A 19,459-nucleotide genomic window follows, 5' to 3' on the forward strand; every position below is an offset into this window, starting at 1 on the left:
CAGAAGCGCCCAGCGGTATTCCACGCCGCCGCGCTTAGGTGCGGGACTCCTGCTCGGACAGCCGGCTGATCAGCCCGTCGTACCGGGGCGGCATGAGTTCCAGGATGGAGATGGCCGTGCTGGTCCGCTCGATGCCCTCGATCTCCAGGATCTCGTTGGTGATGCGGTAGAGGTCGGCGGTGCCGCGGGCCACCACCTTGGCCATGAGGTCCGCGTCGCCGGTGGTGGCGTGCACCTCGATGACCTCCGGGATCGCGGCTAGCCCGTTCTCCACCGATCCGGTCCGCGTCTGGCTGATGGACAGCGACAGGAAGGCCATCAGTTCGTAGCCCAGCGCGGCGGGGTCCAGCCTGCGGCTGAAGGAGCGGAGCGCGCCGCTGCGCTCCAGCCGCGCCAGCCGGGCGTGGACGGTGTTGCGCGCGACGCCGAGCGTCCGGGAGAGTGCCAGGGCGCTGGCTTCGGGCTCCTTGTCCAGGGCAAGAATGATCCTGCCGTCGAGCGAATCGAGGGTGCGAGAGGTCGCGATGGTCATATTTTCACCAGAGGTACTAGAAGTTGAGCAGAAGTCCCAAGCACCAGAGCGTACCTTGCAATGTGGCCCGGGTCACTTCCATGATCGGTCTTCATGAGCCCTGATCAACTCCTGGCCGAACCCAAAGCCCCAGCGCTGCCCGCCCTCCGCAGCGCCGTCACCGGACTTCCCGCCTACGTCCCGGGGCGGCGCAGCCTCGGTGCCGACATCGCTGCCCTCGCCAGCAACGAAAGCCACTACGACCCGCTGCCCGCCGCCACCGCCGCGGTGGCCGAAGCAGCCGGCAGGATGAACCGCTACCCGGACATGGCCGCCGTCGAACTCCGCGAACGGATCGCCCGGCACCTGGGCGTCACCGCCGCGGAGGTGGCGGTGGGTCCCGGCAGCGTGGGCGTCCTGCAGCAGATCATCACCGGCCTGTGCGACGCCGGGGACGAGGTGGTCTTCGCGTGGCGCTCCTTCGAGGCCTACCCCATCCTGGTGGAGCTGGCAGGCGCCCGGCCGGTCCGCGTCCCGCTGGACCACGCCGAGGGCCACGACTTGGACGCGATGGCCGCCGCCGTCACCGACCGCACCAAGGTGATCCTGCTCTGCACGCCCAACAACCCCACCGGCGTGCCGATCAGCCACGAGCGCCTCGAGGCCTTCCTGCAGTCCGTCCGCTCCGACGTCCTGGTGGTGATCGACGAGGCTTACGTGGAGTATGCCGACGCCGACAGCGGCCCCGATTCCCTGGCGCTCTACCGCCGGTACCCGAACGTCTGCATCCTGCGCACCTTCTCCAAGGCCTACGGGCTCGCCGGCCTGCGCGTCGGGTATGCCATTACGACGGCGGCAATCGCCGAAGGTTTGCGGCGCACCGCCCTGCCGTTCGCCGTGAGCGCGCTGGCGCAGAAGGCGGCCATCGCGTCGCTGGACGCGGGGGAGGAGATGGCAGCGCGGGTTTCCCTGGTAAAGCAGGAGCGGGCCCGGATGGCCGCTGAGCTGGAGGCGCAGGGCTGGACGCTGCAGCCGAGCCAGGGCAACTTCCTGTGGATCCGCGCCGACGATGCACTCCTGGCGAGGCTGGTGGACGCGTTCGACGGCGCGGGCATCATGGTCCGCGCATACCAGGGCGACGGCGTGCGGATCACCGTTGCCGACTCCGACTCCAACAACCGCGTGCTCCGGCTTCTCGCCGCCCACGCGGCCTGACACCTTTCTGACTTTTCCCCAACCCGTTCCACCTACAACCAGAGGAATCCCCATGGAACAACGGACAAAGACGTCTGCCCGCCCCCTCGGCGCGGCCCTCAAACCACGGCAGCTCACCATGATGGGGCTGGGCAGCGCCATCGGCGCGGGTCTGTTCATCGGTTCGGGCGCGGGCATCCAGGCCGCCGGCCCGGCCGTGCTGATCTCCTACCTCGTGGCCGGCACCCTGATCATCCTGGTGATGTGGGCGCTCGGCGAGATGGCTGCCGCCAATCCGGACAGTGGGGCCTTCTCCGTTTACACCGCCAAGGCCTACGGGCCGGTGGCCGGTGCCACGGTGGGCTGGCTTTGGTGGATCCAACTGGTGGTGGTCATCGCGGCCGAGGCCCTCGGTGCGGCAGGCCTGCTGGCCACCATCTTCCCGGCCCTGCCGGTGTGGCTGATGGCCTTGGTGTTCATCGTGGTGCTGACCGCCGTGAACCTGACAAGCGTGAAGAACTTCGGCGAGTTCGAGTTTTGGTTCGCCCTGCTCAAGGTGGCGGCGATCGTCGGGTTCCTGCTGGTGGGCTTTGCGCTGCTGTTCGGTTTGATTCCGGGCGTGCAGTCGCCGGGCCTGTCCAACTTCATGGGGGAGGGCTTCGCGGTCAACGGCTTCGGCGGGATTGCGACGGCGTTGTTCGTGGTGGCGTTCGCGTTCGGCGGCACGGAGATCGTATCTGTGGCGGCAGCCGAGACCGCGGAGCCGGCCCGCAGCGTGAAGAAGGCAGTCCGGACGGTGCTGTGGCGCATCCTGGTGTTCTACATCGGCGCCATCTTCGTGATCGCGGCCGTGGTTCCGGTGGGGTCGGCCGGGCTGAAGAGCCCGTTCGCCGCGGTTCTGGATGCCGCGGGCATGCCGGGCGCTGCCACCGCCATCACCCTGGTGGCCGTTGCGGCACTGCTCTCAGCGCTCAACGCCAACCTCTACGGCGCCTCACGGATGGCGTTCTCGCTGGCTGAGCGGGGCGAGGCGCCGCGAGTGCTTGCTTCCGTGTCGAAGGCCCGGGTGCCCGTGGTTGCAGTCCTGGCCAGCGTCGCCTTCGGCGTCGTCACGGTCGTGCTGGAGCTGATGTTCCCCGAGATGGTCCTTGGCGTCCTGCTCAACATCGTGGGCTCTACGTGCCTGCTGGTGTGGACGTCCGCGCTCTTGGCCCAGCTGGCGCTGCGCCTCCGTGCCGACCTCGAGGGGACGGAGCTTCCCCTGCGGATGCCCGGCTTCCCGTGGCTCACATCCCTGGGGCTGCTGATCCTCGCGGCGATTTTCACGGTGGGGTTCATCGGCGAGGATTCACGTCCGCAGCTGCTGAGCACTTTCGGACTCGTGGCGCTTTTGGCGGTGGCGAACTGGCTGAATCACCGTTCGGGGAGGGTCGCGGGCCCGGCTGAAGCATCAGCCGGTGACAAGAAGCCGGTGCTCATCGATTAAATTACCCGCCTGAACCCGTCTCCACGGGTTCAGGGCAAACGAAGGGCGCGTCCGGTCCGGCCGGGCGCGCCCTGTGCGGGTTAGGCCGTGCTCGGGGTCCGCGCGCTGGAAAATGTACGGTTTTTTGACCGAGGCGGCAGAGAGGGCGACTCGAGCTAGTGCCATTGCGGCTGTTCGTTGGCCCATGCTGGCGGAGATGCGGAAGGAGACTCGACCGCGAGAGCGCCATGATCATCGCCCCACCCAGGGACTCAGCCGCCGCATTTCAGTATGTGCCAGTGCCCAACGAGCACGGCCCTGCCGTGCTTGCCTTCCTAGGAGAACGGCCTTCGACTACAGCCGTCGCCACCCCTTTCAAGCCAATTGATGAGGATGCGCTGGTCACCGATCAGGAAGCGATCGACGGCTGGACCGAAGAGAACCTGATCAATTTTTTCGAGATGAGAACCAAGGGCAGCATCGTAGGTCGGACGATTGCTCCACTACCTCTCCGATCACCCCGTACGGCGCTCTGAGCACACGCGAGTTGGCGAATGCGCTCGACGTGGACTACTCCGTCATGAAGATCATCCCGACTCAGGCCGCGCGCACGCTGGGCAAGCACTTCCCAGAGTTAACCAAGCCGTGGCGTGCGCAGTCCGGGCCAAGGTTCACACCGCCGCGTGCTAACGAATTGTTCTTCTGGGTCACGGCCGAGCGCGGAGCTCAGCTAAAGCGCCTGCTTGGCTGACGGCATCTTTACAGGAACCTCTCGTAGGCGGTCCTTCAGCTTCTGCGCAGAGGCAATGTACGCCACTCCGGCGAGAGGTCCTCGCCGTTAGCGATGGTTCGCCTCAGTAGATTCCCGACACGCAGGCTAAAGCACGGTGAAAAGCTTCCCAGAAGCAGGCAACCCATAACGGACCAGCACCTTACGGATGGCGATGCGGACCGCCTTATCGCCTTGCTTGGTTTTTTCCAGCCATCCCAGCGCACTTCTTTCACAGGCATCGATGTCTGTGAACACTTTGCCCACGATGACCGGAACACCTTCCGGCCTGTACTCTCGAAAATCTGAGTCAATCTACCAACGTTCGGGTCTGGAAGCAGATCGCGCCCTTCCTGCCCCGGATTCGTCCTCCACTTTTTCAGCTGCTGCCAGGTCGCGAGCCAAGTCGAGCAGGTCACGAAGAAAGTCGACCGAGTCGTGCGGCTTTTCCAATTGTCGTTCCCGCGCCCGTTCCAGCCGCTCGGTGAGAGTCTTATGGGTACGGTGCCCGCCGTTCTTACCCGCCAGACGGTTGCGTAGCATTCAGCTTAGGCCTAAGCAGACGCACGTTGAGGTAGGGGTCCGGCTGAACTGAGTTTGTCACCCACAAAGTCTTGCCTCACGCTTTGCGCGATTTGGCGTATCAGCCACTCTGCCACTGCGGTCTCTTCTTCGGAGAGGCTTTCGCAGGCATCGGCGAGTACCGCGCAGATCCCATTAGACTTAGCGACCTTGGCGGTCGTCAGGGCCCCTACCTTGCGTACGCTGTAGCCCTTTATTCCCCCCGACTGCGGCAGCACACGGAGGCGTTGCGCCTCCTTTAGGAAGTCGCTTAGTGTAGCGGTCTCGTCTTCACTCAAGGAGTCCCAGTTGATCTTGTCGGCAAGCATCTCCCCGACGTTGAAGTCCGACTGCCGCCGCGCCGCTTGTCCTGCACTGCCCCAAATCGATTCGAACGATTCGCCGCCGCCGTCCGGCTTTGCGGAACTGGCAGTGCCGGGCAATCTCGGCCGCACGTACGTGGATATGGCACCCTTATACCGGCGGGTCCATAACCTCATTAGGACGAGCATACTCGCCCTTCTAGGTCCCCCGGCACGCATGGCCGCTTGGAAGCGTTCTTGAACCAATCGACGAACGACGGGGTCTCTTTCAGAAGCCTCCTGAATAATGGGGAGAATCTCCACAGGAAGCAGAGGTGCATCCAAAATTTCGATTGTCTGCTTCACGAGTCGCTGCTGCAGGCCGGGAGTGGTGGCCGCGAAGTTGTCAAGAAGCATGTCGACCGCCAATATCGCGCCCGGCCTGGCCAAATAGTCAGACATAGATTGCGAATCTGCTTCGGCCACTATCGCAAGCAGTGTTTCCCGTAAATGGGGTCGCATTTCGAATACTTGGGCCGCGGCAAACAGCCATGTGTTTCTCCAGTGGCTGCTTCGGGCCAGAATTCTCAAACGGTCCATAATTTGGTCCTCAGGGCCGCTAACAATGTATCTAGAGGCCATGAACTCCTGAAAGCTCCGCACCTCGAAACCCCAATTATCCGTTGACTTCTCAACGAGCAAAATGAATCTGTCTGTCGCAAGTCCTATGAGATGCTCGGCAGCTTTCCGTGCAGCGCTATTCTCATACGTCTGCGCAACCAATTGGTCGGTTGCGATGCTCTGCAGGTCCGCGCGAGTAAGATGTACATCTGCTTGGCCGGACTTCTCACCATCAAAATGTAGTAGCATACCAGCGGCGTTATGGAGGGCATCGATATTAGCTTTGTGCTGCTCCACTCGTTCACCGATTGAACCGATCTTATTCGCCTCTCGTTTGAAGACTGTTTCATAGAAATCGGCGAAAAGGGCGTGCCGGGTGGTTGGCAACCGTACTCGATCCTCTAGAAGAGATGCCATGATGCTGACTTGCAAAGGGGAGCCCATCAGTTTAGCCGTCATCTTCTCCTTCGCTGCTTCGATAAGTCTGTCGTGAACTAAGTCAGCGAAGGCGGAATCCGCAGGGTGACGTGAAGTCACTAACTGGCGACCGTAGTGAAGTGCCTGTTGATTGCTCAACTCCACCAGTTCGAATTCCCGTGGCTCCCACGTCCGCATGTCATCGTTGTACCCTTGGCGGCGCGTCGTCACTAGTACTGATATATCCGCCCGCTGCATCGCCGCGTCAGACAGGAACTCACTGACTTTCTGTAGCAGTGTTCTACGAGTATGAGTGTCGGGAACCTCGTCCAAACCATCAAGGACGATCATCCAGGGCCATTGACGGAGCCAGTTGTACAGGTGACCCTGCGTCAACGAGTACGCTCCGCCCCTGTTGTTAATCTGTTCAGCTATGAACTTGAGTAGGGAGTAGTCCTCCGCGCCCAAAATCCTTTCGCTGTACTCCGTGAGACGGACGTAAATTGGCCACCGGTGCATCCGCGGCAATGGCACGCGTATCTCCCTCAGGTGTGTAAGGGTGTCATGCATGATGCGTTGCTGATCAAGAGCCAGCTCGCCGGTGCGGGCCTCCAATATTGCAGCCCTATAGGATTGGCAAATTAGCTGGCCAATCGTTGATTTCCCTTGGCCGGGCCCACCGATCAAGAGGGTGCAGAAGTTTCCGTCTTGGACCTTTCTGGGGTGGTCTCCCTGGCTGATGATTGTTCTTGCAACGAAGTGATTAATCGGTTTTCCGTCCGGGTCCACTGGTGATAAGCGGTCTTGGGCGGGCAGGTCGATGCCGATGTCGGAAAGACGTTCCTGATCAGGTCCGTTTCCTGCTCTCGTTAGCCGGATATTGCTGTTGGCCACCAATTCTTTCGCGACAAATCCAGTTAGCGCACGCGCTGCGTCTGGGTTGCTTGTGCTTAAGCCCTCTAACAAGGCTGTCAGCACATCACCGGTGACCACCAATCCAAGGTAGGTTTGCCGGACGCCTGGGTGTTGGTCGAGTAGTCGACTTACGTGTGAGGAATGCCAAACTGCCCAGCCGCGCAAGCCCAGTGATTTCGCATGCTCCGCCATCGCGGCTTCAACAATGTCAATCCCGCCTACTTCTTGCACGGCTGAAAGTCTTACGTTCGTGATCAGAAGGAAGTTCTCTGGCTTGGGGTGGCGCGGCCTGTCCTCACGAAGCCAAGCGTTGACTTCTTTCCGGAGCTCATTTAGTAACCAGTCTCGGTCTTCAGTACCGCCCCTAAGCCGCTCCTTGTGCTTGGCCTGGACTACCGTGTAACCGCTCCAGCTATCCCCGCTCTTGATGTTCGAGTCTGCTGCTTCGATGGCGAGCTGTGGCATCGGAAGACTTCCAAGATATGTCCACTCGCGGCCCCCGTCGCGCCCAGTGCCGAAAGTTTGGCCTCCGGCTCCAAATTGAGCACTACATAAGGCAACTGCCATGTCTTCGAACTCAGAACTGCCCATTCTCACTAAGTCGTATTCCACCGCTCTAGGTTATCGCCGACGGGGGCCAAACAGGCTTAGAGCGCGTCACTTAGGCCGACTGTCATGGGGAGAAAAAAGAAACGCGTTCTCAGCGCTTGGAAGGTTGCAGGCATATAGCTTCGACTCGTGGTGAAGTAGCTTCATCACCCCATGTAGGCGACGATCTGAGGAACTCGCATGTACGACTTCAAGCCCTTGTCCCCACATGACTTTGAGATCTTCGTCCGAGACCTACTCGAGGCTGCCTATGGTTGGCGGTTGAAGGCCTTTGCTGCTGGACCCGATGGTGGCGTAGATCTGAAAGTAGGAACCGGCAAAAGCAAAATCGTTGTCCAGTGCAAGCACTATGCCGGGTCGACCCCCTCGCAGTTGAAGAAAAGCCTTGTTGGGGAAAAGCCAAAAATGACTAAGGAGAAACCCGGCCGTTATCTGGTGGCGACTAGTCGGGACCTTAGCAAGCCTCAACACGACGCCATTGCTGCTGCAATCGCACCACTTTTGAGTTCCCCTGACGACTTGTTGCATCAACATGACCTGAACGCTTTACTCGGTCAGCACCCGGAGGTTGAACGGAAACACTTCAAGCTCTGGCTCGCTTCGACAGACGTTCTTTCTTCCATCGTAAACAGTGGCATCTGGTCGAGGACGGAAGCGCTGCTGGAGGACATTCAGAGTCGAGTTCAACTGTACGTCCCCCATGAGGGCTACAAACGAGCGCGAGATATTTTGGATACGCAACGTGTCGTTGTGATTGCTGGATCGCCAGGCGTCGGCAAGTCGATGCTAGCGGAGATGCTCCTCCTGACTCATTGGAAAGACAACTGGCAGGTGGTTCAGGTGGGGGCTGACATCGAGGAAGCTTGGAGCGCGTGGAAGCCTAAGGGTCGGCAAATTTTCCTGTACGACGATTTTTTGGGCCAGACAAATGCAGGAGAGCGCCTGTCTAAAAACGAGGACGCCAGTATCGCAAAGTTCGCGCATCTTGTTTCCACCAGGGCTGACAAGCGCTTTGTACTAACAACGAGGACGCAGGTGCTCCGGCAGGCCCAAGAATCGCGTGAACCAATACGACGTGCCGAATTGGATTTGAAGACTTGCGTTGTCAAACTCACTGATTATCACCGGCTGGATCGGGCTCGCATTGTTTACAACCACTTGTACTTCAGTAACCTACCTCGGGGAGTTATTCGCGATTATGCCTCCGGAGATGCGTTTTGGGAGGCCCTAGACCATCCAAATTTTCGACCCCGTATCGTCGAACAGGTCCTGCGCCGTCCACATACAAGCGCCACTGGACTCAGCAGCGAACTTGGCCAAGCACTCGATCGTCCGGTGGAGCTCTGGGGCCCCAGCTTCGAGCATGGTCTTTCCGACTTCGCCCGGGAAGTACTCCTGACGTTGGTCACATTCCCACCTGACGGCGTTTCCAGGACAGACCTGCTGGCTGCCTGTGCGCTCAAGGTCCAGTCTCTCCCAGCAAATCAAGCCTTTCGGGCGCTAGAAGGAACTTGGCTTGTTTTGTCCGGAACCGGAGCGAAACTAACCGTCGCTTTCGCAGACCCTAGCTGTCGAGACTATGTTCTTGCCTATCTTGACCGGGACCCGGGGGAGGCCCAGCGATTGCTACTGGGGACCCAGACATGCCAGCAAGCTGTGCTGGTACTCCGCTACGCACTTTCTACTACTTCTAAGGGTCGCCGTGTTGTGCCGGTCCATCCTGGAATCAAAGCGGCTGTCATCGAATCTGCCGCCGCTGTCGTAGCCCACCTTGACAGGCTTTACTCTGAAGCAGCTCAGGCTGGCGAAAGCTATCGCCCCTTGGAGCTCGTACTGGGTGCCGTTTCGTCAGCTGGCAAGTTGCTGGGTGCGGCGGGCCAAACATGGCTGGAGTCTCGAACTCACGAATTCAGCGAGATGAACTTGTCGTCTTGGCATGATCATGCAGTGCTCGCCGAGCTTGCGGTTCAGTCTTTGCGGCGACATGCGGCCTGCCCGCGGACTCAAATCCAAAGGCGCGAACGACTGGAGGAAACAATAGGACGCTTAATAGGGTTTTTGGCGGAAGAAGCGCAGAGCGAAGAGGAATTTCGAACGTACCGCGCAGTGACAGAAAATGCTCATGTGCCAGTAAGTGAGGATTCGAACGAAAGCTTTGTAAACAACGTGGAGGACTATGTTCGTAACGCTCTTGGTGACCTCAAATCTGACTACGAAGACCCAGACGACATGCGCAACCGGCTTTCCGAGCTCCGTGACGTCGTGAATGAATACAGTCCCTACTCTTGGCTGGAATCAGACTTCGCTACCGCTGCTCAGAGTATCGAAGAAACCAAAGAGGCCGCGCCCGAGGAAGATATGTCACCGACCGTAGCAACACAAGTTTTTGCGAACTCGAACGGTCAAACCTCCTCCGGGCTGCCGAAAGACAGGAAGAGCCGCGAAGATCACCAAATTCGCGAATTGTTCAAGCACCTGACCTGAGATCCCCGACCCATATTCGACGCCGGCAGGCTTCACGGACTCAGGGTCTGGAAAGGTGTAAATATTGGCGAGAGTCGAAAGCATCTAGGAGACACCTTGTGCCCATGTGAAAAGAGCTGACAGGGTAAGGGATCCTGCCTTCGCGGCTGCGGATCCCGCGGCCTTGCCCGGAAGTGTTCTGATGATAGAAACCAGATTCGACTTCGCGTTGCGCTTTCGCTCCGCCTCCACTGCCTCCCGTAGGCCTTGGGCGTTCTCAGCGAAAACCAGTTCGAGAACCTCAACAAACCTGTCACTACCCACGCTTACCCTTTCCCGGTTGAAAGACGTGTCCGTATAGACACCTGCGCGTTTCAAGCGGGCGATAAGTGTGTCGCGCCAGTATCGGTCCTCAACATTTAGGATGACGTTGCCGTCCAGATGGATGGCAACCACATCGATTGCAGCGGCAAGCTCTGCAAGAACCCCCAGGTCCTTCTGGGTACGCATGCGGTAGGAATACATTAGGGCATTTACTTTTGCGGGTGTTACTTGCAACAGTTGTGCGGTCTCAAAGACGGGCGAGTCGATGCTGATGTAACCAGCACGTAAAAGTCCCACAAAGATAATGTAATCGAGCTCACTTTTCCCGATGCCGCCCAATGGCGCTCTGCTTACTTCAGCTAGAACGCTATTCGCAAAAGCCAGTTTCGCCGGTTCACTTAGGCTTTTTAGTGTTTCCATCAGACCTTCCAGATAATTTGTATTACTGCTACTATTCAGTGCCCGATTCATGCGCAGCTTTTGGGGCCATTCAGCGGATAGCGGCGTCCCTAGGTATCGCGGAAGCATGGAGCGGCGTGGAAAGCCTTCGTTGTATCAGAGTCCTCGCCGGTCCGTCGGACCCCCCTCGACTCTAAAGGAAACAGAGACTCGCACCAGAACGATTGTTACCACAAAACGTGCTGCCGGAGATCAAACATAGCCCTGACCCCGCCGGGACCAGACCAAAACGGGCCGGTACGGCCTTACGAGTCCTGCGGCTTTTGCCTGACAGTCCCTGACAGTGGAGTGGCCGAGTTCTAGGTTGGCGAAAAGCTGATAGGGCTAGATAACGCCCGACTCCGGACGCCAACCTATCGCATACTTGTTTACCAATGCCAAGAGCTCTGCATCCTCAGCTCTATCCGGCGCCGCCCTGGCTCGCTCAATCAACTGCGCCTCATCACCCACAAGGCTAATCAGAAGATCTCACGCCAATGTTGGAGTACGTGTGACAGAACGACTGTTCGCACTCTGGGGCCGAATTTCTCATAGTGCTGAATGAACAAGGGCGAGAGTCAGATCGTGATCATCGCGAAGTGTTAGTGTTCCTCCCTCCTTTTCGATGCCGCGACTTATCCCCGTGTCGGGTTCCCGGTGGGCTGGGCCGTGCTGCTGGACTACCTCTTCCTGCCCATGGTCATCTGGCTCATCGGCGGCTCCTACCTGACGGCCCAGTTCCCGGGCATCCCCATCGGTGTGTGGATTGTGGGCTTCATAGTGGTCACCACGCTGCTGAACATCTTGGGCATCAAGGTGGCGGACAAGGCCAACTACGTGCTGATGGCGTTCCAGCTGCTGGTCCTCGTGTTCTTCGTGGCCCTGGCCATCGGCAACATGGTCTCCAGCAACGGCGCCGGGGGACTCGCCAGCGGGCAGCCATTCTCCAATGACACCGCCAGCTTCGCCACCGTCTCCGCCGGCGCGGCCATCGCCGCGTACTCGTTCCTGGGCTTCGACGCCGTCACTACCCTCACCGAGGAAACCATCAATCCGCGCCGCACCGTGCCGCGCGCCATTATGCTCGTGGCCCTGATCGGCGGCGGCATCTTCGTGGCCGTCTCCTACGTGACCCAGCTGGTGCACCCCGGCGGCGTGTTCGAGGACTCGGCCTCCGCGGCCAGCTCCATCGCCCTGCAGATCGGCGGGCAGCTGTTCGGCGCCGTGTTCCTGGCAGGCCTGGTGGTGGCGCAGTTCGCCTCCGGCCTGGCCGCGCAGGCCAGCGCCTCCCGACTGATGTATGCGATGGGCCGCGACTCGGTCCTGCCCAAGGCGGTCTTCGGCAGGCTGAACGAGAAGCACCACACCCCGGTGGCGAACCTGGTGGTCACCGGCGCCGTGGGCCTGATCGCGCTGTTCCTGGACGTGGCCACGTCGACGTCGTTCATCAACTTCGGTGCCTTCACCGCCTTCACGCTGGTGAACGTCTCGGTGGTGTTCCAATACGTGCGCCAGCGCCGGGCCGGGCAGCAGCTGAACCCGGTGTCCTACGTGGTGGTCCCGGCGATCGGCGCCGTCATCTGCGCCTACCTGCTGTCCCAACTGGACAGCAACGCTATTACGCTGGGGGTGTCCTGGCTCGTGCTGGGCATCGTGGTCCTGGCCCTGATTACCCGTGGCTTCAAGGCGTCCCCGCCGGAGATGACCGCGACGGAGAAGGCGACGGTCGAGGCGGCCGCCTAAGTCTTGGTTAGTTCGGTTCCGGTTGGGCCAAGGGAAGGAATACTCGTGAAGATAGCGCTGGGTCAGCTGGAGTCGGGTGCGGGCATCCAGGCCAACCTGGCCGCGATCGATCGGTTCGCCGCCGAGGCAGCGGGCGACGGCGCCGCGCTGGTCGCCTTCCCGGAGTACGCCACCTACGAGAAGAAGAAGGTGGACGCCACGTTCCCGGCGGTGGCGGAGCCGCTGGGCGGGCCCGTCTGCCGGGAACTCGCCGCCATTGCCCGCCGCCGCCGCATCGCGCTGGTGGCGGGCGTGGTGGAGACCTCGGAGGAGCCGGGCCGGGCGTACAACACGCTGGTGGCTTTCGGGCCCGACGGCGGCCGGCTGGCTTCCTACCGGAAGATCCACCTTTTCGACGCGCAGGGGTTGGGGGAGTCCGAGTTCATCAAGCCGGGCGGGTCCCTTGAGCCGGTGGTGTTCGAGCACGGGGGAGTGCGGTTCGGGTTGATGACCTGTTACGACCTGCGCTTCCCGGAGCTGGCCAGGTCACTGGCCGACGCCGGCGCGCAGGTCCTGCTGGTCTGCTCGTCCTGGGTGCCGGGCGAGCACAAGACGGAGCAGTGGCTGGCGCTGAACGCGGCCCGGGCGATCGAGAACAGCGTGTACGTGGCGGGGGTGTGCCAGGCGCCCCCGGTCTCGGTGGGGCGGAGTGTGCTGGTGAATCCCATGGGCGTCGTTGAGGCGGACCTCGGGTTGTCCGCCGGTGTGCGGCCGGTGGAGGTTTCGCTGGAGACGGTGGACCGGGTGCGGGAATCGTTCCCGATGTTCCGGCAGCGGCGGTTGTAGGGCTGGAGCGCCGGCGCCAAAGGACGGGGAGGACCAACAGCTGACATGTGCGCCACGTTTTACCATGGAGCAGCAGCAGAGCAAGCAAGCCACCTCGAGGACGAATGAGACGAACTACTTCAGCAGAGGCCAGCCACTTTACAGTCACCCAGATCTTTGGCTACGACTCAGCCGTCAAGGTCGAGGCATCCATTGATCCCATTTCACTCCAGACGGATCCGGAGCGGAAGAAAACCTTCCAGTCCGCCCTAGCTGAGGCTGTAAAGGTCAACACGGATCGCATCTTTACTGGTGATGTAAAGGCGGAAATAACTTGGTTCGTCCCGGAAGAACGCCGTTACAACACACATCTTGTCGCAGACATCGACAACATCATTAAGCCACTCTTCGACGCCGTAACCGGCCCGAACGGAATCATGATTGACGACAACCAAGTTCAGCAGGTGACTGCATCATGGCTGGATGTGCAACCCGACGAGCATAAGTTCTGGATGAGAGTTACTGCCCTCGACTCCGATGAATTCATTAAGAGGAAGAGCCTCAGATTTGTTGACTTTGGACGGCCCTATGGATGCATGCTCCTCCCCAGCGGGCCGGATCTTCTAAAGCCCATCTTGGTCGGCAACTTCGCACGGGCAATTCATCATTATCAGGAGCAGATAGCTAACAGGGTAGAACCTGCGGTAGCGAAAAGGGTTATGCCTATTCAGCGATCCTATCCGCTGGCGCGTTTAAAGGGCTTCGAAGTGGAGACTTACGCTTCTTCACAAGTACGGCAGTAGACGGATTCCTAACCCTCAAAAGCTGATCAGGTTCCAGGAAACCAGTCTTAAACTACTCAACGTTGAAGTCAACCTATGGAGTCTCGTAACAACCACGAAAGGTAGCCATGCCCTAACGCCCCAAAGGAACCCCACCTGGCACTCAGCGACAAAAGCCTGAGGCAGACGTGGTGCTCCGTCCTACCGTTAGTACGCCAGAGGAAGGGGTTAAAGACGACACTGATGACGATCTCGGTTCCTGACAAAGGTCAGACGGCCGATTCTTTTCCATAGTTTGAGGGGCGACATGGGCGTCAATGCGGTAGCTGAATAGAAAAACGCCTCGAATCATCACATCATGTTTTCGTCGTGCGCCGGGTAAGTGCGCACTCCATGAGCCTTCCACGTGATGGCGCTGGCCGTGTCGCCGGTTGCAGTGGCGGTGGTGTCCGCCAGCATGCCGCCCCCCTTGCTAGCGCAGAGTGCACGACCGCGGGTGGTAGTAGAAACTCTCACCGCACCCGCCATCTCGGTCAACCATTCCAGCCCGTCCAGCCGGGCGCACGCGGCCTTGGCAGCCGACCAGAGCGTCACCACACATTCGAACGGCAGCCGTCGGTCCACCAGCCGGTTCCCGCCTGAGGGCTGAACTGTGGAAGCAGACACTTCAAAGTGCACGTCTCGGATCCGCCGGGAAGGAGTGCATCACTCGGTTCAGCCGACGCAATGACTCGGGAAGGCGTATCGCTACCAGTACCGGGTGATGTCGTAAGCCCGTCTCAACACCTAATTGCTAATAAGCTTCGGCGGGCTTTTCCGCAATCTTGGTTCCGTGGAGCGCGGTCGATCGCCTAATAACTTTCGACATTCGAGCGGCCGAGGGAAGCTGAGCGTCGACGGGTGATTTGTCGACACTAGAAAATAACCGGACTTCATATAAATCCTGTGGACGGCAGTCCCAAGGTACGCAGGGTTCATTGAATCCTTGGCGCTGAAGCAAGAGCTTTCGTTTTCGCAGGGCGAGCCATACTTCTTGAGCCAACCATTGATCAAATTCTTGCCATGCTTGTGAACCTGACAGGATTGGATGGTTTGCCACTTTGCCGGAATAATAAATTCTCGGTATGTATGGCGTTCGAGAAAGCCTTCGCACCTGGTTCTCACTCAATGCCCCATAGAGAAGTCGTCGAAGTTGAGAAACCAGAGTTACATAGTCACGATCAGTACCGTCTTTTAGTCTGCTCAGATCTTGACTCGAATGCACAACTTCCCGTAACAGATTTGCATAAATGAGGACTCTCACGCGCGACTTGAGATCCGCAAGGGGTTTCGGTCCAACATCAACAGAGCGCATCGTGACAGTGTGGCTAAGAAATTGAGTCGATTCGACCACCCGCATTTCTGCTGACGGCAAAGGTGAGCGGGTCATAATCCTTATACCCGGACTTTTGTCGATTCTTAGTTGTACACCTGAAGCTTCCGACCAAGCATGGACGTGGTCGACCGCTCGGCTAATAGCGTCATAGTTCGTCCCCCACATAAGCAAGTCATCCGAGAATCGGGCGAATCCGATCTGAAGGCGCTCGAGTTGGCGATCCAAGGGAGTTAGCGCAACATTCGCAAGCAGTAAACTCAAGGATGTCCCCTGGGGCACTCCTACTGCCGTTGATCGAAGTGATACATCAGGAGATTCTATTCGCGGAGCACGCATGAACCTCTCGCATAACTGCTTCTCGCGAACTGTCATATAGAGTCTGAGGTCCTTGATGGACTTCATTATATACTCATGACGAATTGAACCGAAGTAGTCATTCAAGTCGAACTCAGCCAAGTATAATCGTGAGTTCACGCGCCATTCTCGTGAAACATAGTCAATTGCATCGAAAACGTTTAAGTCGTTTCGATAAGCATACGATCTACTACTGAGGAGAGCCCGGTTTTTATTCATCAAACTCGCATAGGTGTTGCGAGATACGGCCTCGTCAGGAATTCCGAAGCTAGTTATCTGCCGCGTGCCGCCGCCAGGCTTTTCGACTTCGAAGTTTACGGGTCCACGCACCACGTATGAGCCCGATGCGATTGCCTTCTGAATAGCATGAGAATAAACATGGGCCCTCGACCGGACGTGGAATGGGTCGAAGTCTGCTCTTACCGCCCACGAACTCGGGCGAGGGTACTGTTCTCGACCTGTTGTCATTTTGGAGCGCTTGTTGTGCCGCTTCTGCTCGTCAGAATGTAGCTTGAGTGCTCGCTCATACTTGCGAATCCTCGCGTCGGAGAGGCTCTTCATTGCTCGCTCAAGCTCGTTCATCAAATCTCCCTTAAAGACTGAGGGCCAGCACGAGGCCAGCCCTCAGTCCGGCCGTCGGACCCTGAAAGAGATGCATTCACATGCAGAAACCGAACGGTGTTCGTTCGATTCCCATGGGTCAGCGCGACCCTAAATCGGGGCCAAAGCCTACGCGCTCTTGCGCGATGGATCTACCGTAGCATCTATCCGTGTAAAACGATCTTTAGGGGAGGAATAAGCAATAGCGTCGGGAGTATCACGGCTATCCAAGGAGCGTAGTCGAGAGCCCATGAGGCTGCGACCGTTAGCTTCTCGCGCGTCGTCCTTTGGGGACTTGTCTTTGTAGACAGGAAATCAGCAGTTGTGTGATTTTCTGACTCATCAAGCAGTGCATTATATGAGCTCTTGAGTGCCACGACGTGGTCGTGATTGACTGCTCCGTGTACACGAATGAATTCAAGTTCCGAAGACAGGGACTGGATTTTGCGATAGTTCAAAAACATATCGCGACTTCGGCCTGAGTAATTTATTGAGGAAATTATGAGCGAAGCTGCAAGAGTTATGATCGCTACAAACAGCCAAAGAAGGTCCCCGTTGGGGCCGTAAACTTTAGGGTTTCTGAGCATTGCAGCCGAGGCAATCAGGCTGGCGAGTGATGCTGAGATCATCAGCGCATTCCATGCCCTTGCACGCCTACTGAGCCTCTCGCATGCGCGTAGTCGTGCTTCGTACGTCTTAAAAGTTCGCTTTTCTAGCGTATCGACTTCCTTCCCGCACTCTTCGCACCCATCTGATGGCGGCGACGGTGCGTGCCTTGAGGTCTCGGTCATCAAGATGCTCCTTTAGTATCAGCTTGCACATGATTACATCACCTTGTTCGCCCTTGTGATAATCATTCATCGCGCATTTCGATTGGGAGATGCCATTTTCAAGTTGCGTGACCTCGGTGGTCGCTACAAATCCCCGTGTTGGCTATTTGGACACGTGGTCGCCTGAAGTACGCGTAAAGAGTCCTCGATGTCGCTTAAGCGGTTGTAACCGTCGGATTCGTTCCTTCAGTGTCGTACGAGGCATACGAGAGCCTTTTGCGGGAACTAGTTAGACACGGCTGCCTTCGCCGCTCGCGTTGCGTTCATCCACTCGCTCAGCCATGGCGCGCGGACGGAGGAGGTGATACGGCAGTCGGCCACGAAGGTGCCCTTGGCGCCGGCGTCGATCCAGTCCTGCAGCGCGACCAAGTCCGCCAATGAGCGGATGACAGCAGATTCGGCGCCAAGGGCACGGGCGACGCTGCTGAAGTCCACTTCGGGGATCAGCATCGGCTTCTCGGTCAGGCCTTGGGAGCCGTACTGGTGGATCTCGGCTCCGTAGGCGGCGTCGTTGTAGATCACCACGATCGCGCTTGGGGCAGCGGCAATGAGTGATTCGAGGTCGGACAGGCCCATCAGGAAACCGGTCAGAAGCAGTTCGAAGGGACAGTCCGCGCCCACCTCGGCTGGTTCCGTGACGCACGCGCACAATTGCCTAGAGAACGCGCAGGGGAGACCGACACCCGTCGTCCCCTCTTTTTCACGGATACTTGACAAATGATTGCCGTTGTCGTGGACACGAACATTATTAGCCAGTCTCCCAAGTTGGCCCGTCCTGAGTGGATTTCTCTTTCAGAACACAGAGCTGATTGGGGAGTCACCCTGCTGGTTCCGGAAATTGTGGTGATGGAAACGACCAAAGTTGTTCCCAGAGAATGGGGTAAACAACGGGACGACCTCAGCAAAGCCAAGGTCGGAACCTTTGGATTGCAAGAACAGCTAGACGCTATTGTGCAGGGAATCCAGAACCACATCGACGGGTACGAAGCTCAGTTGAACTCCCGGCTGTCCGAGCTCGGCGCCCGGGTCGTGCCAACCCCCAATGTGCCCCATTCGAACATCGCGTTTCGGGCTTCCAGAGGACGAGCTCCGTACCATGCAGGGGTCAAAGACGGATACAGGGACACTCTGATTTGGTTCACGGTACTCGACGTAGCGACGAAAAATTCTGACGATGAGGTCTGGTTTGTCAGCAGCAACACAAATGATTTTGGTAACCCCTCCGTCAAGAAGAAGGGGGACGACAACGACGCTCCACTCCAGCTTCCAAGGCCTTTACACCCGGACCTGAGGAGGATCTAGAAAGTCTAGGCTTGCAGGGCAGGGTCAAGTACGCAACAAGCCTGCGGTCCCTGGAACAACACATCGCTGCATTGCCCGGCCCCATTGCTCCCGATTACCTTACGGAGCTGACTTTCCTGCTGGACTTCGATGCCCTGCAAGAACTGCTGAACGATCAGACAAGTATCGTAGTCGCTCCGAAGGACGCCGCTCTGGCTCCGGGGACGGCAAGGGCCGTCATCAACAACTTCATCACTAGTGGTAGCAAGTGGACGTTTTCAGATGCCGCTGGCCGGGGCGAAGACCGCTGGACAGCCAACTATGTCGTGGATGCGGAAGCAGAGATATTCACCTTCCCAGAAGCCCATTATCCCCAGCCGCGTCATCTGTGGAGACGAAACCTCCGTGTTTCGGGCACAGCGGCTTTCAATAAGCAAGGGCAGCCCGAGGAAGTCCAGATCTCCAGAACTGAAGCCCTGCCCGATGATCCAAACCGCGGACTGTGCGCGGTGCTCAGCGCAACCGGTTTCGGGCAGCTCGACCTGGTGGGAAGCGCAACTTCCGGATTCAGCTTCACCGTTCCCCGGAAGCCTTCACGACCCTAGCCCAAGCCGCCAAAGCCGCCAAGGACTTCCCCGTTCCACCAGAAGCCTTCACGACCCTAGCCCAAGCCGCCAAAGCCGCCCAGGACACAAGCCAGGTGCCAAGCAGAATGGGGAACAAGCAGAGGGTGCGGGTGCATCGACGGATAGTGCCGTGTCGGATAATTCTGAAGAATCCGACGAAGGTGCCGGTGGGGCTGCTTCCTGACCTTTGAACTCTGAACTCAGAGACTTGGGCGAAACCCACCTCGCACGGCTACTGGGGATGAGCGCCTGGTGGAGGGATTATCGGACCACCACATGCGCGTCCTTCTCGACCCGCAAGGGGCCGTTCTACACCTGCGATAGGAAAGAACACCGCGACCCGGACCATCTGGAACGAAGGATGGCTCCCGCCGGCTGATTTCAAGCCCCGCGGCGGTAAGGGCCAGCATTAGCGGGAAGTCTGTTCAAAACAGCTGGCTAACATCCGCGGATATGACTCTAATAAGGTTGCACA

General features: G+C 58.8%; 15 protein-coding genes and 2 pseudogenes. 10 read left to right on the forward strand and 7 right to left on the reverse strand.

Annotated features, from left to right (window positions below):
• Nucleotides 1-34: 34 nt before the first annotated feature.
• Nucleotides 35-532, reverse strand: a complete 498-nt coding sequence (locus AS031_RS12575; protein WP_058268513.1) for an Lrp/AsnC family transcriptional regulator — start codon at nucleotides 530-532, stop codon at nucleotides 35-37.
• Between the two features lie 93 nt (nucleotides 533-625).
• Here AS031_RS12575 and hisC point away from each other — a divergent pair, with 93 nt between their 5' ends.
• From hisC to AS031_RS12590, 3 genes are all read left to right on the forward strand, one after another.
• Entirely contained in the window at nucleotides 626-1,726 is a 1,101-nt protein-coding gene (gene hisC / locus AS031_RS12580; RefSeq protein ID WP_058268514.1) for a histidinol-phosphate transaminase, read from the forward strand.
• Between the two features lie 52 nt (nucleotides 1,727-1,778).
• Entirely contained in the window at nucleotides 1,779-3,191 is a 1,413-nt protein-coding gene (locus tag AS031_RS12585) for an amino acid permease (RefSeq protein WP_058268515.1), read from the forward strand.
• Between the two features lie 278 nt (nucleotides 3,192-3,469).
• Nucleotides 3,470-3,706 (forward strand): hypothetical protein, encoded by a 237-nt coding sequence (locus AS031_RS12590; RefSeq protein ID WP_141688827.1) that lies wholly within the window; start codon nucleotides 3,470-3,472, stop codon nucleotides 3,704-3,706.
• Between the two features lie 341 nt (nucleotides 3,707-4,047).
• On the opposite strand, the gene AS031_RS19955 is transcribed toward AS031_RS12590, so the two are convergent.
• Together AS031_RS19955 and AS031_RS12600 are read right to left on the reverse strand one after the other, a co-directional pair.
• Complete coding sequence (locus AS031_RS19955) at nucleotides 4,048-4,206, reverse strand: hypothetical protein (RefSeq protein ID WP_158505830.1); 159 nt, start codon at nucleotides 4,204-4,206, stop codon at nucleotides 4,048-4,050.
• Nucleotides 4,207-4,493: 287 nt separating this feature from the next.
• Nucleotides 4,494-7,220: an NACHT domain-containing protein gene (locus tag AS031_RS12600; protein ID WP_141688828.1), complete on the reverse strand. Its 2,727-nt coding sequence runs from the start codon at nucleotides 7,218-7,220 to the stop codon at nucleotides 4,494-4,496.
• Between the two features lie 324 nt (nucleotides 7,221-7,544).
• Between AS031_RS12600 and AS031_RS19505 the strand changes: the two genes are divergently transcribed.
• A complete protein-coding gene (locus tag AS031_RS19505; RefSeq protein WP_074446971.1) occupies nucleotides 7,545-9,848 on the forward strand; it encodes an nSTAND3 domain-containing NTPase in 2,304 nt (767 codons plus the stop codon).
• An 84-nt stretch (nucleotides 9,849-9,932) separates the two neighbouring features.
• Here AS031_RS19505 and AS031_RS12610 read toward each other — a convergent pair whose 3' ends face one another.
• Nucleotides 9,933-10,622 carry a hypothetical protein gene (locus tag AS031_RS12610; protein WP_141688829.1) on the reverse strand — a complete coding sequence of 230 codons (690 nt, stop codon included), beginning with the start codon at nucleotides 10,620-10,622 and terminating at the stop codon, nucleotides 9,933-9,935.
• Between the two features lie 612 nt (nucleotides 10,623-11,234).
• Here AS031_RS12610 and AS031_RS12615 point away from each other — a divergent pair.
• The 3 genes and pseudogenes from AS031_RS12615 to AS031_RS12625 form a co-directional block, all read left to right on the forward strand.
• Nucleotides 11,235-12,332: pseudogene (locus AS031_RS12615) on the forward strand (APC family permease); the annotation flags it as partial.
• Between the two features lie 45 nt (nucleotides 12,333-12,377).
• Nucleotides 12,378-13,157, forward strand: a complete 780-nt coding sequence (locus AS031_RS12620; protein ID WP_058268521.1) for a nitrilase-related carbon-nitrogen hydrolase — start codon at nucleotides 12,378-12,380, stop codon at nucleotides 13,155-13,157.
• Nucleotides 13,158-13,261: 104 nt separating this feature from the next.
• On the forward strand, nucleotides 13,262-13,939 hold the full coding sequence (locus tag AS031_RS12625) for a RusA family crossover junction endodeoxyribonuclease (protein ID WP_058268522.1): 678 nt from the start codon (nucleotides 13,262-13,264) through the stop codon (nucleotides 13,937-13,939).
• A 772-nt stretch (nucleotides 13,940-14,711) separates the two neighbouring features.
• On the opposite strand, the gene AS031_RS19510 is transcribed toward AS031_RS12625, so the two are convergent.
• The 3 genes and pseudogenes from AS031_RS19510 to AS031_RS12630 form a co-directional block, all read right to left on the reverse strand.
• Nucleotides 14,712-16,229 (reverse strand): reverse transcriptase domain-containing protein, encoded by a 1,518-nt coding sequence (locus tag AS031_RS19510; RefSeq protein WP_082642007.1) that lies wholly within the window; start codon nucleotides 16,227-16,229, stop codon nucleotides 14,712-14,714.
• 182 nt (nucleotides 16,230-16,411) lie between these two features.
• Nucleotides 16,412-17,038, reverse strand: a complete 627-nt coding sequence (locus tag AS031_RS19825) for an SLATT domain-containing protein (RefSeq protein WP_141688831.1) — start codon at nucleotides 17,036-17,038, stop codon at nucleotides 16,412-16,414.
• 264 nt (nucleotides 17,039-17,302) lie between these two features.
• Nucleotides 17,303-17,662: pseudogene (locus AS031_RS12630) on the reverse strand (thiamine pyrophosphate-dependent enzyme); the annotation flags it as partial.
• Between the two features lie 132 nt (nucleotides 17,663-17,794).
• Here AS031_RS12630 and AS031_RS12635 point away from each other — a divergent pair.
• The 3 genes from AS031_RS12635 (at nucleotide 17,795) to AS031_RS19515 (ending at nucleotide 19,363) form a co-directional block, all read left to right on the forward strand.
• Nucleotides 17,795-18,379 carry a PIN domain-containing protein gene (locus tag AS031_RS12635; RefSeq protein ID WP_058268524.1) on the forward strand — a complete coding sequence of 195 codons (585 nt, stop codon included), beginning with the start codon at nucleotides 17,795-17,797 and terminating at the stop codon, nucleotides 18,377-18,379.
• Between the two features lie 11 nt (nucleotides 18,380-18,390).
• Nucleotides 18,391-18,963, forward strand: a complete 573-nt coding sequence (locus AS031_RS12640) for a hypothetical protein (protein WP_058268525.1) — start codon at nucleotides 18,391-18,393, stop codon at nucleotides 18,961-18,963.
• A 262-nt stretch (nucleotides 18,964-19,225) separates the two neighbouring features.
• Entirely contained in the window at nucleotides 19,226-19,363 is a 138-nt protein-coding gene (locus tag AS031_RS19515; protein WP_141688840.1) for a DUF4913 domain-containing protein, read from the forward strand.
• Nucleotides 19,364-19,459 lie beyond the last annotated feature (96 nt).

Origin of the sequence: Pseudarthrobacter enclensis (genome assembly GCF_001457025.1) — a bacterium.
Lineage (GTDB): Bacteria > Actinomycetota > Actinomycetes > Actinomycetales > Micrococcaceae > Arthrobacter > Arthrobacter enclensis.

Bases quoted from the DNA above. Each gene is read 5' to 3' on its own strand.
- AS031_RS12575 (WP_058268513.1), bottom strand. From the start codon at position 532: ATGACCATCGCGACCTCTCGCACCCTCGATTCGCTCGACGGCAGGATC.
- hisC (WP_058268514.1), top strand. From the start codon at position 626: ATGAGCCCTGATCAACTCCTGGCCGAACCCAAAGCCCCAGCGCTGCCC.
- AS031_RS12585 (WP_058268515.1), top strand. From the start codon at position 1,779: ATGGAACAACGGACAAAGACGTCTGCCCGCCCCCTCGGCGCGGCCCTC.
- AS031_RS12600 (WP_141688828.1), bottom strand. From the start codon at position 7,220: ATGCCACAGCTCGCCATCGAAGCAGCAGACTCGAACATCAAGAGCGGG.
- AS031_RS19505 (WP_074446971.1), top strand. From the start codon at position 7,545: ATGTACGACTTCAAGCCCTTGTCCCCACATGACTTTGAGATCTTCGTC.
- AS031_RS12610 (WP_141688829.1), bottom strand. From the start codon at position 10,622: ATGAATCGGGCACTGAATAGTAGCAGTAATACAAATTATCTGGAAGGT.
- AS031_RS12625 (WP_058268522.1), top strand. From the start codon at position 13,262: ATGAGACGAACTACTTCAGCAGAGGCCAGCCACTTTACAGTCACCCAG.
- AS031_RS19510 (WP_082642007.1), bottom strand. From the start codon at position 16,229: ATGAACGAGCTTGAGCGAGCAATGAAGAGCCTCTCCGACGCGAGGATT.
- AS031_RS19825 (WP_141688831.1), bottom strand. From the start codon at position 17,038: ATGACCGAGACCTCAAGGCACGCACCGTCGCCGCCATCAGATGGGTGC.
- AS031_RS12635 (WP_058268524.1), top strand. From the start codon at position 17,795: ATGATTGCCGTTGTCGTGGACACGAACATTATTAGCCAGTCTCCCAAG.
- AS031_RS19515 (WP_141688840.1), top strand. From the start codon at position 19,226: ATGAGCGCCTGGTGGAGGGATTATCGGACCACCACATGCGCGTCCTTC.